This window comes from Companilactobacillus formosensis (genome assembly GCF_005405305.1).
Classification (GTDB): Bacteria; Bacillota; Bacilli; order Lactobacillales; family Lactobacillaceae; genus Companilactobacillus; species Companilactobacillus formosensis.
In genome coordinates, this window is the sequence record NZ_BJDU01000010.1 from 63154 (window position 1) to 76312 (window position 13159).

The 13159-nt window shown below is 37.1% G+C and carries 13 protein-coding genes; 6 read left to right on the plus strand and 7 right to left on the minus strand.

All coding sequences use genetic code 11. From position 1 onward, the window contains the following. Positions 1-80: 80 nt before the first annotated feature. The 5 genes from FFM65_RS11000 to FFM65_RS11020 all read right to left on the minus strand — a co-directional run bounded on the left by FFM65_RS11000 (position 81) and on the right by FFM65_RS11020 (position 4716). Positions 81-1502 carry a hypothetical protein gene (locus FFM65_RS11000; RefSeq protein WP_119318769.1) on the minus strand — a complete coding sequence of 474 codons (1422 nt, stop codon included), beginning with the start codon at positions 1500-1502 and terminating at the stop codon, positions 81-83. A gap of 125 nt (positions 1503-1627) precedes the next feature. Continuing rightward, the gene (locus FFM65_RS11005) at positions 1628-2284 is read right to left on the minus strand and encodes a GNAT family N-acetyltransferase (protein WP_119318768.1); all 657 of its coding nucleotides are present in this window, start codon (positions 2282-2284) and stop codon (positions 1628-1630) included. A gap of 230 nt (positions 2285-2514) precedes the next feature. Then, complete coding sequence (locus FFM65_RS11010; RefSeq protein WP_119318767.1) at positions 2515-3381, minus strand: aldo/keto reductase; 867 nt, start codon at positions 3379-3381, stop codon at positions 2515-2517. Positions 3382-3424: 43 nt separating this feature from the next. Then, positions 3425-4174: an SDR family oxidoreductase gene (locus tag FFM65_RS11015; RefSeq protein ID WP_119318766.1), complete on the minus strand. Its 750-nt coding sequence runs from the start codon at positions 4172-4174 to the stop codon at positions 3425-3427. After that, positions 4174-4716, minus strand: coding sequence for a DapH/DapD/GlmU-related protein (locus FFM65_RS11020; RefSeq protein ID WP_119318765.1), 543 nt, complete (start codon positions 4714-4716; stop codon positions 4174-4176). Before FFM65_RS11020 ends, FFM65_RS11015 begins: the two co-directional genes overlap by 1 nt. A 114-nt stretch (positions 4717-4830) precedes the next feature. Here FFM65_RS11020 and FFM65_RS11025 point away from each other — a divergent pair, with 114 nt between their 5' ends. Together FFM65_RS11025 and FFM65_RS11030 are read left to right on the plus strand one after the other, a co-directional pair. Then, a complete protein-coding gene (locus FFM65_RS11025; protein WP_119318764.1) occupies positions 4831-5718 on the plus strand; it encodes a LysR family transcriptional regulator in 888 nt (295 codons plus the stop codon). Position 5719: 1 nt separating this feature from the next. Then, the gene (locus FFM65_RS11030) at positions 5720-6370 is read left to right on the plus strand and encodes a nitroreductase (RefSeq protein ID WP_119318763.1); all 651 of its coding nucleotides are present in this window, start codon (positions 5720-5722) and stop codon (positions 6368-6370) included. A 50-nt stretch (positions 6371-6420) separates the two neighbouring features. On the opposite strand, the gene FFM65_RS11035 is transcribed toward FFM65_RS11030, so the two are convergent. Continuing rightward, complete coding sequence (locus tag FFM65_RS11035) at positions 6421-7170, minus strand: alpha/beta hydrolase (RefSeq protein WP_119318762.1); 750 nt, start codon at positions 7168-7170, stop codon at positions 6421-6423. 77 nt (positions 7171-7247) lie between these two features. Here FFM65_RS11035 and FFM65_RS11040 point away from each other — a divergent pair, with 77 nt between their 5' ends. The 4 genes from FFM65_RS11040 to FFM65_RS11060 all read left to right on the plus strand — a co-directional run bounded on the left by FFM65_RS11040 (position 7248) and on the right by FFM65_RS11060 (position 12521). Continuing rightward, entirely contained in the window at positions 7248-8111 is an 864-nt protein-coding gene (locus FFM65_RS11040) for an NmrA family NAD(P)-binding protein (protein ID WP_119318761.1), read from the plus strand. A gap of 81 nt (positions 8112-8192) precedes the next feature. Continuing rightward, on the plus strand, positions 8193-8390 hold the full coding sequence (locus tag FFM65_RS11045; RefSeq protein WP_119318760.1) for a hypothetical protein: 198 nt from the start codon (positions 8193-8195) through the stop codon (positions 8388-8390). 22 nt (positions 8391-8412) lie between these two features. Continuing rightward, positions 8413-9342, plus strand: a complete 930-nt coding sequence (locus tag FFM65_RS11050) for a CAP domain-containing protein (protein ID WP_119318759.1) — start codon at positions 8413-8415, stop codon at positions 9340-9342. Between the two features lie 425 nt (positions 9343-9767). Continuing rightward, positions 9768-12521 carry a cation-translocating P-type ATPase gene (locus FFM65_RS11060; RefSeq protein WP_119318758.1) on the plus strand — a complete coding sequence of 918 codons (2754 nt, stop codon included), beginning with the start codon at positions 9768-9770 and terminating at the stop codon, positions 12519-12521. Between the two features lie 38 nt (positions 12522-12559). On the opposite strand, the gene FFM65_RS11065 is transcribed toward FFM65_RS11060, so the two are convergent. Continuing rightward, positions 12560-13099, minus strand: a complete 540-nt coding sequence (locus FFM65_RS11065) for a dihydrofolate reductase family protein (protein ID WP_119318757.1) — start codon at positions 13097-13099, stop codon at positions 12560-12562. Positions 13100-13159 lie beyond the last annotated feature (60 nt).

Below are 13159 nucleotides of genomic sequence, written 5' to 3' on the forward strand. Positions count from 1 at the left end.
ATTCGTTGTGACTAGTATAAGACGTAATTCATGATTAAAAAATTACTAAAATGGCATGGTAGTATACGTTTAGTGTATGCTTATTTTTTTGTAAAAAGATTTAAAATTTGATCTGCCAACATTTGATTAATAACTCTCTCATCCGCTTTAAATTGAACCAGAGCTTTTACAATAGTTTCTTCTTTTACCATTCCAGAATCAAAGGAATCAGCAATCATTTGCCAAGTTTCTATCGACCAATTTTTCGGTATTTCTAAAGTTCTTGCATATATTCTTGTTTCAAGTGAAACGACATATGCCATAGCATCGATAGCTTTCAAATATTTAAGTAATTTATATTTATCCTTATCAAGCCATAATTTTATGCCGTCTTTTATACCATTATGCTCAATTCGTTCAAATTGCTTTCTGCTCCAACGATGATTATTGTGTACACTAATATGCTCATCCGCAATCTCTTCCAGACCAACTGAAAACCTATCAATGATATTATCCAGATGTTCAGGATGATTCAAAACAAAACGCATTTCTTCTTCAGTAAAGTTATGCTTATCAACTACCTCTTTTGGCAAAAGGCTATCGATTCCACCATTATCATTTACTTCTTGAATAAACTTTTCAACTTCATCCCTATTGTCAATATCAAGCCCACGTCGTTGCATTTCTTGATAAATCACCTTGCTGGCACCATAATTTCCTGGGTCCTTAGCCGCTTCTAACATGTCAGCTTCACCAGCTGCTAAATATTTTTTATAATTTTCAACTTTTTTAGAATTAAGTAATGCTCTTTCACCAAGATAATCTAACATTGAGGACATTGCAGGGACAATCAATTTATATTCATCAACACTTAAATCTAATTTCTCTACAAATTGATTTCTCATTATTTCACAAATAACAAATTTGGTCCAAGTTTTGGGAGTTTTCCGGTAAACATTATAGGCACTCTCTGTCATCAACTTCATTAAAATTTCTATCATGCCCTTGTCCACACCCTTAGGACGTTTCTTCCAAGCTGAGCTTTCTTCATAAAGTTTCAACCATTGTGAAACATAAGTAGAAATATTATCTGCTACATGAGGTGTCCATTGTGGTAAATATGGATCTTGATATTCTGGCTCTAAGATAAAACTATCGGTTTTTTCAAATAGAGTTTGTGCTTCAATAAGTTGAAGCAAATTATCCATCATAACAGCTGACATTTTCACCCGTTTGGTTCTGGCCAAAAATCTCAAAACTGCCTTTAAAACTTCATAGGTCAGATTGAACCATTCCAAAGAATATTGTGTTTCGTTGCTTAAATTCCTTATCAATCCCAACGTAAAAGGAGCAATAAAATCAGCATCCCATTTCGTATAATCTCCATGACCAGTATATTCAGCTGTATCTCCAATACCCTTCACTAATGCCCGAGCATTTTCTTTGGATTGACTACTCAATCTAAAATATTCTTCACTTTTTAAAAAATCTGGCGTTATATCCGCTAAATGTCTTTTTTTCATAATTTCTTCTCCTAGTAATAGGATACCGAAAAGCATCAAAAAAAGATGGAATTTAATTTAAAAATCCCATCTTTCCTTATTTAATTCTCTATTTTGGAAAAATTATATCTACTATCTCTATAATATTATCCCAATTCCACATCCTGCGACTCAATTAACTTCTGAAAATGTAATTGTGAAGCATTATTGATTACCTTTTCCTTGAAAGGAAATTGCGCATCAAAGGCATCCACTTCAGCTTGGTTGACACCATAAACTTCATCTTCAACGTATCTACCAGCACAATTTTTTAAAGCATCTTGATACAATGGAACAACTTGTAAAACTGTCGCAAATTTGTCGTTAGCCATTCTGATATTGTAATTCTTAGCTGGTTCAAAGCCTTTTCTACTATAATAATTAGGATCTCCGTACAAGATAATCCTGTTGTAACCTAATTTCAAAGCCAGCTTTTTCGAATGTTCAATTAGTCGTCCACCGAGGCCATTTTGTTGATATTCCGGTGCTACTGCCAAAGGTCCCAAACACAAAATAGAATGAGTTTTGCCATCATCACCTTGGATTTTATCCTCCAAAAAGGCGGCACAACCGACAACTTCATCACCCACTACTGCGACCGTGTCCAATTTTGATACGAAACGAGGATGATTCCTAATCTTATTCATCAAATAATGTTCGACACAGCCCGGTTGAAATTCATTCCAAAAAGTGTTGCGCAACATGATTTCTGTTTTCTTATAATCTGATTTTGTTTCTAGTCTTAATTTAATTTCTTTAGTCAATTTTTTATATTCCTTTTTAATTAGTAAATTGCCTCTCAGAATACAAAAAAAGTGCAGTCGACAAACTGCACTTAAGGACTTTTATCAAAACACTTTGATAATATCTGTAAGGCAATTTGGGTACAACAAAGAAAGCTATTTTTCTCTGTTCAAATTTTTTAATCCTTACTTAGATACAATCATCGAGCATTTCTCCTGAATTTTTATTATCTTAAAGATAACACGTTGCTCTAGATTTTACCACCGAATACTGGATAAGCACTAGCATCTCCGTAATTCATTTGGTCGATTTTTGTCAAAGTCTTCATATCTTCGTCTGAAATTTCAAAATCGATATCAGCGTTTGACTTCATGTGATCTGGGTTAGCTGTCTTTGGTAGAACGACAACATTTAATTGCCAATCATAGCGAATGCACAATTGTGGAACGGAAACATTATATTTGGCAGCCATTTGCTTGATTGTTTCATCATTCATAGCAGCACCGTGAGCGATTGGTGAGAAGGCTTCAACAACAATGCCGTTATCTTGAGAATACTTAATCAAATCACTTGGCGTATCACCGATGTGAATTTGGATTTGGTTAACAGCGGGCTTAGTGTCAGAATTTTTGATCAAATTGTCCAAGTCTTCTTTTTGGAAGCTAGAAACACCGATAGTCTTTAACTTACCAGCTTTGACAGCATCTTCCATTGCACGCCAAGTTTCCAAGTTACCCTCAAAGTGACGGTCGTTACCTTGATTTACCTCTTTCCAAGGTTGAGGATTGTGGATAATCATCATATCCAAATAATCTAAGCCCATCTTTTCCAAAGTTTCATCGATTGATTTCTTAGCTTCATCATAGTTTTTGATTTCGGCCGCAACTTTAGAATTTACAAACAATTTATCACGTGAAACTCCAGCATTTTTAACACCTTCACCAACACCACGTTCGTTGCCATAAGCTTGAGCAGTATCGATGTGACGATAACCAATCTCAACGGCAGACTTAACAGCATCAGCTACTTTATCATCAGGGATTTCCCAAACTCCTAAAGCTAGTTTTGGAATCTTAACTCCATTGTTCATTGTGAATGTTTCATCAAAAATTGACATAAACTTCCTCCTCTTTTTTGTATCGCTTTCATTATATATTCTATTAAACTTCTTGTCCTGTAGGACGAATTACCATTTCATTAACCGCCATATTCTTTGGTGTATCAATGACAAAAGCCACTGCTTGCGCAATTTCTTCTGGATTCAAAGATGTCATTTGTGTTCCTGAAGCTTGCATGACTTTTTCCAAACCATCATGAGCCGCACTATTATTAACAGACTTATATAATTCTGTTTTAACAGAACCAGGAGCAATGATAGTAGTTTTGATATTGTTCTTATGTTCTTCTTGACGAAGTCCTTCCATGATTGCTCTAACAGCATACTTAGTTCCTGAATAAGCGGCGTAACCTGGCAATACTTCATAGCCCAAAACTGAAGATGTTGTAATGATGTGACCACTCTTTTGTTTTTTCATAATTGGTAAAGCGGCTGCGATTCCGTTGAGAACACCTTTAACATTAATATCGAGCATATTTTGCCATTCATCTTGTGCAAGTTGGTCTAAGTTGTTGACTGGCATAATCCCCGCATTGTTATAGAGGGCATCGATACGGCCAAATTTAGCAACAGTTTGATCAACGACATTTTGAACTTCTTCAGCTTTAGTAACATCAGCTTCAACTGCTAAAATATCACTGTTAGGACTTGCTTGTTTGATTTCTTCCAAACGATTCATTCTTCTAGCTGCAATCGTAACCTTAGCACCTTTTGAAGCTAATAATTTAGCTGTGGCAGCACCGATTCCACTTGAAGCACCCATAATTACTACTACTTTATCTTGTAAACTCATTAATTTTCTCCTTTAATAGTTCTAATAATTTGTGCCGGTACACCACCAACAATTGTGTTGGCAGGAACATTTTTAGTAACGACTGCCCCAGCACCAACGATAGAATTTTCACCAATAACGACACCTGGAGTAACTGTGACATTACTACCAATCCAAGCATTGTCGTGAATGTATACTGATTTCAAATCCAAATGACGTCTCTGTTCAGGATCAATTCGATGATTGACTGAAGCGATCGTGACATTTGGTCCAATTAAGACGTTATCTCCCAAGTAAATGCCACCCATATCGGTAAACATTGAACCCGAGTTGATAAAAACATTTTTTCCAATGTGTAAGTTGCGTCCAAAATCAGTCCAGAATGGCAATCTGATTTCAGTCGATGGATCAATTGTCTCATTGATAATTTGACTAACAGTCTGACGAATTTCATCACTACTGTGAGCACCAGTATTTAATTCTTGGACTAATTTTTGATTAATCGGAATAATTTTTTCAATTTGTTCATAAGCTTTGGTATCTAAATTCATTTGTGATTCCAACAAAACACCTCACTTCTTTAAGTGTTGAATTCATTATACGAACTGTTTATTATAATGTTAAATACTCATTGATAATGGTTATCTATAACATTTAATTATAATAGAGGTGTGACAATGGATATTAGAGTTTTACGGTACTTCATTAAAATCGCTCAAGAACAAAATATGTCAAAAGCTGCGCGAATGTTGCACGTTTCCCAACCAGCTTTGTCCAGACAAATCAATGAATTAGAAACTAGACTAGGTACTAAGCTCTTCATTCGGGGCAAACGGCAGCTACAACTAACTCCTGATGGTTATTATTTATTCGAACGAGCTCAAGAGATCTTAGCTTTAGTAAACAAGACAACTTATAACCTGCAAAAACAAGATGTCGTTAGTGGCACGCTTGATATCGGTGCTGGTGAAAGTATGGCACTTGATTGTGTCATGGAAACTATCAAAGATATCATCCACAAATATCCTGAAGTTCATATCAACTTCAGAAGTGGTGATGCCGAAACAATTCAAGCCGATTTAAGTAGTGGAATTTTAGAGTTTGGCATCATCATGGGACACCGAAAGCTTGATAATTACCATACCTTACAGTTACCTGCTGAAGACCGCTGGGGAATTATTATGAAACGTGACGAACCACTGGCTAGTCATGAAAGCATCTCTCCGAGCGATTTAATTGGTAGATCACTGTTGGTTTCTCGCCAAGTTCAAGGTAAGAAAACTTTCCAAGATTGGAGTAACGGCTTGATTGAACAATTCAATTTTATTGGAACTTATAATTTGATTTTCAACGCTGCCCTATTAGTCAAAACTGGTGCTTGTATGGCTTTGACTTATGATAAACTAATCGACACGACTTCGATCGATGGACTAGTTTTCCGTCCGTTAAAGCCACAACTGACTGAACCCAATACAATTATTTGGAACAAGAATCGTAATTTACCAACTGTTGGTAAACTATTCTTAGAAACATTACGCAAAAATATTGCTAAAAAGGAAGTTTAATATGGAATTTAAAAAAGTACTCAACGACCGTCATTCCGTCCGTGATTTTAAAGAAACACCGATCAAAATAGATTTAATTAAAGAAATTGTTCAAGAAGCGCAAAAGGCACCTTCTTGGGTCAACTCTCAACCTTGGAAAGTCTATGCCGCTACTGGTAAAACTTTGGACAATATCAAGCAGGCTTACTTAGACAAAGATGCTCAAAAAGGGTATCCTGATTTTCCCGTCATGCACCGAGAAGATTGGAGTGAGGAAGCTCAAGCTAATATGAAACAATGGCGTCACGAAATAGTGCACCATTTTGACGACTTTGACCAAGCTCACGAGAAAATGAGTTTTGCTAGTTCTCACTTATATAGCACTCCTGCTATGCTTTTCATTACCATTCCGAAGAACTCCTCCAAGTGGTCGATTTTTGATGCCGGAGCTTTCAGCCAAACTTTGATGTTAGCAGCTCAAAACAAGGGACTCGACACGATTCCCAATTACACCAGCGTTCGTTTCCCCGATGTCGTTAGAAAATTCACCGATATCCCTAATGATGAAACTTTGGTCGTCGGTATCGCAATTGGCTATGCTCAAGATTCAACTATTAATACTTATCGTTCAAAACGTGTGTCTGTGGATGATATTTTAAAAATTAAAGACTAAAAAAGCCTTGCTAGATTGTAGAAAAACTACATTCTAACAAGGTTTATTTTTTAATCTAACATGAATTTTGTCGCAATGTTCAAAGCTTCTTGACGAGAATTATTAATCTCAAATCCATGATCGGCATCATCTAACAAATGCAGTTTATCATTGGTATAACAATCATCGTAACGCTTTGAAGCAATATTATTTACTACGGTATCTTTCAAACCGTGAACCAAGCAGACTGGTCCGTGATACCGACTAGCAACTTCATAAATTGGCAAGGTTTGAGCTGTTCGTAAGTAAAATCCACCCAAAGTTAAGCCTTTTTTGATAGGCAATGTATCAGGAATATTCTTAGGATCATAAGTATATCCTTGAGTATCACCTTTTAAGGCATCATCCTTTAAAGTTGCGGCCGGAGCTAACAAAGCCAGTTTAGCGATTTTTTCAGGATAATAACCGGCTAACATGCTAGCTACTACTCCACCTTGAGAATGTCCCAGTAAGTAAATATTTTCGACACCTTCAAGACTGCGAGCATAATCCAAAATAGCTTTACCATCGGCGATTTCGTTCAAAACCGTCATATCTTGGAAGCGACCATCACTTTCTCCATGCCCGTTGAAGTCAAAACGTAATGTACCTAACCCTTCAGCCACAAAGCGTTGAGCTAATTGATACAATAATTGACTAGGTTCTATCCCCCGATTAGAAGTAAAGCCATGCATCAAAATAACTAAATTAAATTTATCAGTTTGTGGTTTAACGAAATCCCCCCGTAAAGTTAATCCATCTCGTTTAATTTCTACTTTCATTTTTCCAACTCCTTTTGATTATTCTAATACTAAAAGATATATGATAGAGATAAAAATAATTGTATTGAGGTGGGATAATGGAAAAATTTCTAATTATCGGTGGGACTGGTAACATCGGTTTTCCATTGATAGAGTTTTTAAATAAGCAAGAAAATATTCAAATCGTGGCTGGATCACACAATCCTGATAAAGCTCAAACTAAGTTTCAAAATATGGATAATGTAGTAGTTAAGAAATTTGATTTTTTGGACAACACCACTTTTGCTGAGGCCTTTGACGGTGTATCGAAAGTCTTCTTCGTACGTCCTCCACAATTGGGACATCCCAAACAAGATATGTTGCCATTCTTGCGCTATGCTCAAAATCATGCTATCGACCAAATTGTCTTCGTTTCCTTATTAGGTGTCGAAAAAAATCCTATGACACCTCATCATCAAATCGAACAAATGATTTTGGAATTAAACATCCCTTACACATTCATTCGTCCTAGTTTCTTCATGCAAAATCTCGACACGACACACTTATATGACATCAAAAATCATCATGACCTCTTCATCCCCGCTGGTAATTCTCGGACTAGCTTCATCGACACTCGCGACATCGGTAAAATTGCTGGTATCACAATGCTCGATGACAAATATCTTTTCCAAAAACTCAATATCACTGGCCCTCAAGCCTTAAACTACCAAGAAATTGCCCAAGTCATGACTCAGATTTTAGGTGTTAAAATTACTTATAGTAAACCCAGTCTCCTGAAATTTCGTAAAACGATGCTAAAACGTGGTCTCAAAAAGGATTTTGTCAACGTGATGGTGATGCTCTACTTAATTACCCAGTTGGGCAATGCCAAGGAAGTTACCGATACTGCTGAAAAAGTCCTCGGGCACAAACCTAGCAATATCAAGGATTACATCGAAGATTATCGAGATTATTTTATTTAAAATCGTATTGAAATATTTATAAAATCCACCTATGATTAAATCATCCGATACTTAGGAAAAAATTATAGGGGGATTTTTTTTATGAAATTTGGAAAATCAGCTACAATCATTGCTGCTTTGGCGATGGCTACTACTGAAGCCTTAGTAATGTCTCAAAAAGACGCCGAAGCTGCCGGAGTTGCCACAGTTTCAGCAAACAAAATAGCCAATTTATACACTGCTAACGGGGACTTGATTCACAATCGAGCTTTAGCAGCTAATTCAGCGGGCTGTCGGTAAAATTGTCGACATCAATAATGAAATGTACTATCAAGTAGCTACAAACGAATATCTAAATGCTGCAGATGCTTCATACACTGTTAATGTCCCAACAGTTCAACAAAAATTAACCGGTAAGATCATCGGTGGTAACGCTCAATTATATCGTGACGATACTAATTCAATGTCCAACCGTGTTTTAGCTAACGGTTCTTCATGGCTAGTCGGTAAAATTATCGTCAACAAACTGGGACAATATTTTGCTCAAGTCTCAACACACGAATACGCTGACGGTTTAAATATGGCCTTCAACATGCCCGTTCCTCAAGCTACTTATGTGGCTGACTTTGGTATCAATACTCAAGGCAACACGAATACAAACACTGATACAAATACAAATACAAACAATAATAACAATACTTCAACTAACGTTGGCACTAACAACGATAACAATGCTAATTCCAACCAAGATACTTCCGATTACCAACCTAATCTAAGTCAAATCAACAAGTACTTCGTTGCCTATCTAAATGCCCTTCACAAGGCTAACGGAACAGCTCCAGTCCAACTATCTCAAGACTTGATGAGCTACGCTACACAACGTGCCCAACAACAAGATGGTCTTAACCTTGATCACTCAACAGCTGACAAAGATATGTCAGAAAACCTTGAAGGTGGTGGCTTCGACTACATGAAATACGCTGGCGTTAAATCTGACAAAGACGCTGCCTACTTCATGCTCAAGAGTTGGTACGATGAAGATAATAACTACTCTAAACCTGGAGAATCAGGACATTTTGGTCACCGTGCTGCTTTGATTTACAGTGGTCCAAACGTTGGTCTTGGAATTACTAACAAAGATGCCGCATTTGAAGCTGACTGGAATTACGATACATTGAGTTCTTTCCAACAACTTTATAATTTCACAGGAACAGATCCTAATACCAAATTTATTTCTAAAGATGCTATCTAATAAGTGATTCTTTCTAAACTTAGATTAAGATAATATTCAAAACTAAAAAATTATTTTAATTTGCTGGACTAAACAACAATGACGCTATTTAGTCGGTAGTGACAGCTTTGTGGATGCTCAGTACTGAAATTTTTGTTAGCAATTTATTGCTTACAAAAAGACCAATCTTGGAGATGATTCCCGGGCTTGGAATTAGCTTCAAGTTGTGTCCAGTACGTTCCAGCATCCACAAAGCAGAACGGACGACGGCAACTAATAATAATCTAAAACACCTGATTGGCGTGTTTTTTAAATAAATGATACAATTGTCTTACAGATAAATATAACTAGGTTGAGCGCAAGCTTTCAAGATAATACTTCCGAGGGTAAGGAAGTTTCTTGAAGTTTGCGCTTTTTTTCGGCCTAAAATTGAAAGGACTGAATTTATGAAGAAGTTTTACCAACAAACTACAGATGAGGTGTTAGCAAAACTCCTAGTTGATGAAAACACTGGTTTAATCAACGACCAAGTCCAACAAAATCGAAAACTTTATGGAGAAAACAAGCTACCCGAAAAGCAAAACGACCCCCATTGGAAGATTTTTTTGCGTAGTTTTAAAGAACCCATCGTTATTGTTTTGTTAGGTGCCGTCATCTTATCGTTTGCTAGTTCCATCTACGCCTTCCAAACCCAACCTAATCCCCAACATGGTTTTGAATCATTATATGAAGCTATCGCAATTTTAATTTTGATTATCATTAATGCCTTCTTAGGATTTTGGCAAGAAATCAGCGCTCAAAAGAGCCTCGATGCTCTGAAAGAAATGAATGACCGCTCGGCAACTGTCTTTCGAGATGGTGAATGGCAAAGTATCTCGACTAGTGAAATTGTCGTTGGCGATTTATTAAAAGTTCAATTAGGAGATTTCGTCGAAGCTGATGTTCGTTGGCTTCAAACTGACGAGCTCCAAGTAATCGAATCTCATTTGACTGGTGAAGCCGATGCCATTCAAAAAAGTACTGACGTTATTAATCAAGATGCTCAACTTGGTGACCGTACCAATATGGGTTACTCTGGGTCAACAGTTGCCAACGGCCAAGGTATCGGAATAGTCGTGGGAATTGGTGCCAACACTGAATTAGGTAACATTGCTAAATTAATCGAGTCAGTCGATGACAAAGTTTCTCCACTTCAAAATACTATTAACAAACTAACTAAGACTTTGATGAAAGTTTCTGGTGGAATCGTAATTTTAACTTTTATCATCGGAATCATTCGAGCTGGAGAATTAAGTATCAACTCTATCACTTCCGTATTATCAACTTCGATTGCTCTAGCAGTAGCGTCTATCCCTGATGCTTTGCCTGCTGTTTTATCAATCGTTTTAACCATCGGTGCCAGTAAAATGGCCAAGAATAAAGGTCTTATCAAATCACTCGACAGTGTGGAAACGCTCGGCAGTACTTCTTACATTTGTTCCGATAAAACTGGGACTTTAACACAAAACGAAATGACCGCCACGAAATTTTATGATGGAAATGCCGTCTTCGATGTTTCTGGATTAGGTTATGCTCCAATTGGACAAATCACTAACCCAGACGATATTAAGCTTAAAAATTCAGCTTTCTTAACTGGTGCGGTTCTTTGTAACGAAGCCGTGATCAAAGAAGAAGACGGTGAATTCAAACCTTTTGGTAATCCAACTGAAATTTCCTTGAACGTCCTAGGGCAAAAAGCTGGAATCACGAAAGATCAATTATTAAAAAATAGTGAAATTATTCGGACACTGCCTTTTACTAGCGACCGTAAAATGATGAGTGTGGTTGTTAAAAATAGCGACGGTTATCAACTCTATACTAAAGGTGCCCCTGACGTACTATTGAAAAACAGCCAAGATATTATTTTAAATGGTGAAAAAGTTTCTGGACTCGATGCCCAAAATGACTTTATGGAAATCGTGAATTCTTTTGCCCATCAAGCCTTACGAACTCTAGCCGTTGGTGTGAAAAGCTTATCAAAAAAACAGGCTCTCAGTGCCACGACTGAAGAACTAGAAACTAACTTAACTATCGTCGGAGTGGCTGGTATCATCGATCCTCCACGCCCTGAGGTTAAGCAATCAGTCAAAGAATTGCACGATGCTAATATCGAAGTCGTGATGATTACTGGAGACCACGCCAATACTGCCCGTGCTATCGCTTTTGACCTCGGCATCGTCAAGTCAAAAGATGCACCAGTAATTAATGGTAGTGAAATTGAAAAAATGTCTGATGGCGAACTATTCAAGAAAGTTCTGCAGACTAACATTTACGCTCGCGTTTCTCCAGAACACAAGCAGCGTATTATCAAACAGCTCCAAAAACATCACCAAGTTGTAGCTATGACTGGTGACGGTGTCAATGATGCACCAGCTTTACGAGTAGCCGATATTGGTATTGCTATGGGAATAAACGGAACTGAAGTTACTAAAGATTCAGCCGATTTAATTCTTTTAGACGATAAATTCACTACGATTGAGAAATCAGTCAAAAGTGGTCGAACGATTTACGCTAATATCAAAAATTTCATGCGCCATGAACTAACAACCAACGTAGCTGAAGTTTTGGCTTTGTTATTAGGCTTACTTTTATTCAGCCAAACAGTCGGGCAAGTTCCTGCCGGTACACCAACTTTGACTGCCTTGATGGTCTTGTGGGTCAACATGGTTAGTGATGCTCTACCTTCATTTGCTTTAGGATACGACGTGGCTGAATTAGATATCATGAAAGAAAATCCCCGTGATCCCAACGAATCTGTTTTGGCTAATCACACTTGGTCTCGAGTATTGATTCGGGGAACTATCATGGGAGCTATGGTCTATCTTGGTTTCTTATGGGCTGCCAACTTTGGTTTGAACAGTAATGAAGCACAAACAGTTGCTTTTTTAACATTAGTTTTTGGTCAATTGTGGCACGTCTTCGATGCTAGAAGTTCTCACACTTTATTCAGAAGAAATCCTTTCAGTAACCCCCGTCTTCTTGTAGCAGTATTGTTTGCTGGAATGAGTTCTGTTTTGGTAACTGTTCTACCATTTTTCAATTTAGTTATGGGAACCGCCACTTTGCCAGTTTGGATCTATTTAGCAGTAATCTTCATTCCTGCTTTACCAACCTTGATTTTGTCCGGTTTGAAAGAAATCTTTAAGATTAAAATTTGGTAAAAAAAAACCACTCAATTTTCAAAAATTGAGTGGTTTTATTATTTTTCATATGTTAAATATGCGATACCATTTACTTTTTTAGCTGTTACCAAGTTGAATTCTTTAAACTTAGTTTTATCGGAAAACAACGGAATACCTTTACCCAAGACAATTGGAACAATGCCAATTTGATAAACGTCAATTAAATCGCTATTAACTAACGGAGCAATCACGCTGCTGCCACCGACGATCCAAATATCTTTTTTCGACGATTCTTGTTTCAGTCCTCGTATTAAATCTTCAACATCCTCATCGATAAAATGGATATTGCCAACATCGTCTCCGGGATGTCTAGTCATAATATAATTTTCAAAACTATCGTATGGATAATCATTGGGAGATAGCTTATTAGCAACTTGATCGTAAGTTTTGCGGCCCATAATTACTGTATCGACGTGCTTGACGAGTTTCTCATACTCACGATCTTTCGTTTCCCCCGAAGTAAAATCATTGTCAATCAAATAGTCGATATTGCCATTTTCTTCCGCAATATATCCATCTAAAGTCTCCGCAATAAATAGAATAACTTTCCGTGCCATAACCCAATCCTCCAATCAGCTTTCTTAAACATAATTATATAGCCAATTGTAGGATTATCC

Excerpts from the sequence above, each read along its gene's own strand:
- FFM65_RS11000 (WP_119318769.1), bottom strand. The coding sequence starts at position 1,502 with ATGAAAAAAAGACATTTAGCGGATATAACGCCAGATTTTTTAAAAAGT.
- FFM65_RS11010 (WP_119318767.1), bottom strand. The coding sequence starts at position 3,381 with ATGTCAATTTTTGATGAAACATTCACAATGAACAATGGAGTTAAGATT.
- FFM65_RS11015 (WP_119318766.1), bottom strand. The coding sequence starts at position 4,174 with ATGAGTTTACAAGATAAAGTAGTAGTAATTATGGGTGCTTCAAGTGGA.
- FFM65_RS11025 (WP_119318764.1), top strand. The coding sequence starts at position 4,831 with ATGGATATTAGAGTTTTACGGTACTTCATTAAAATCGCTCAAGAACAA.
- FFM65_RS11030 (WP_119318763.1), top strand. The coding sequence starts at position 5,720 with ATGGAATTTAAAAAAGTACTCAACGACCGTCATTCCGTCCGTGATTTT.
- FFM65_RS11035 (WP_119318762.1), bottom strand. The coding sequence starts at position 7,170 with ATGAAAGTAGAAATTAAACGAGATGGATTAACTTTACGGGGGGATTTC.
- FFM65_RS11040 (WP_119318761.1), top strand. The coding sequence starts at position 7,248 with ATGGAAAAATTTCTAATTATCGGTGGGACTGGTAACATCGGTTTTCCA.
- FFM65_RS11045 (WP_119318760.1), top strand. The coding sequence starts at position 8,193 with ATGAAATTTGGAAAATCAGCTACAATCATTGCTGCTTTGGCGATGGCT.
- FFM65_RS11050 (WP_119318759.1), top strand. The coding sequence starts at position 8,413 with ATGTACTATCAAGTAGCTACAAACGAATATCTAAATGCTGCAGATGCT.
- FFM65_RS11060 (WP_119318758.1), top strand. The coding sequence starts at position 9,768 with ATGAAGAAGTTTTACCAACAAACTACAGATGAGGTGTTAGCAAAACTC.
- FFM65_RS11065 (WP_119318757.1), bottom strand. The coding sequence starts at position 13,099 with ATGGCACGGAAAGTTATTCTATTTATTGCGGAGACTTTAGATGGATAT.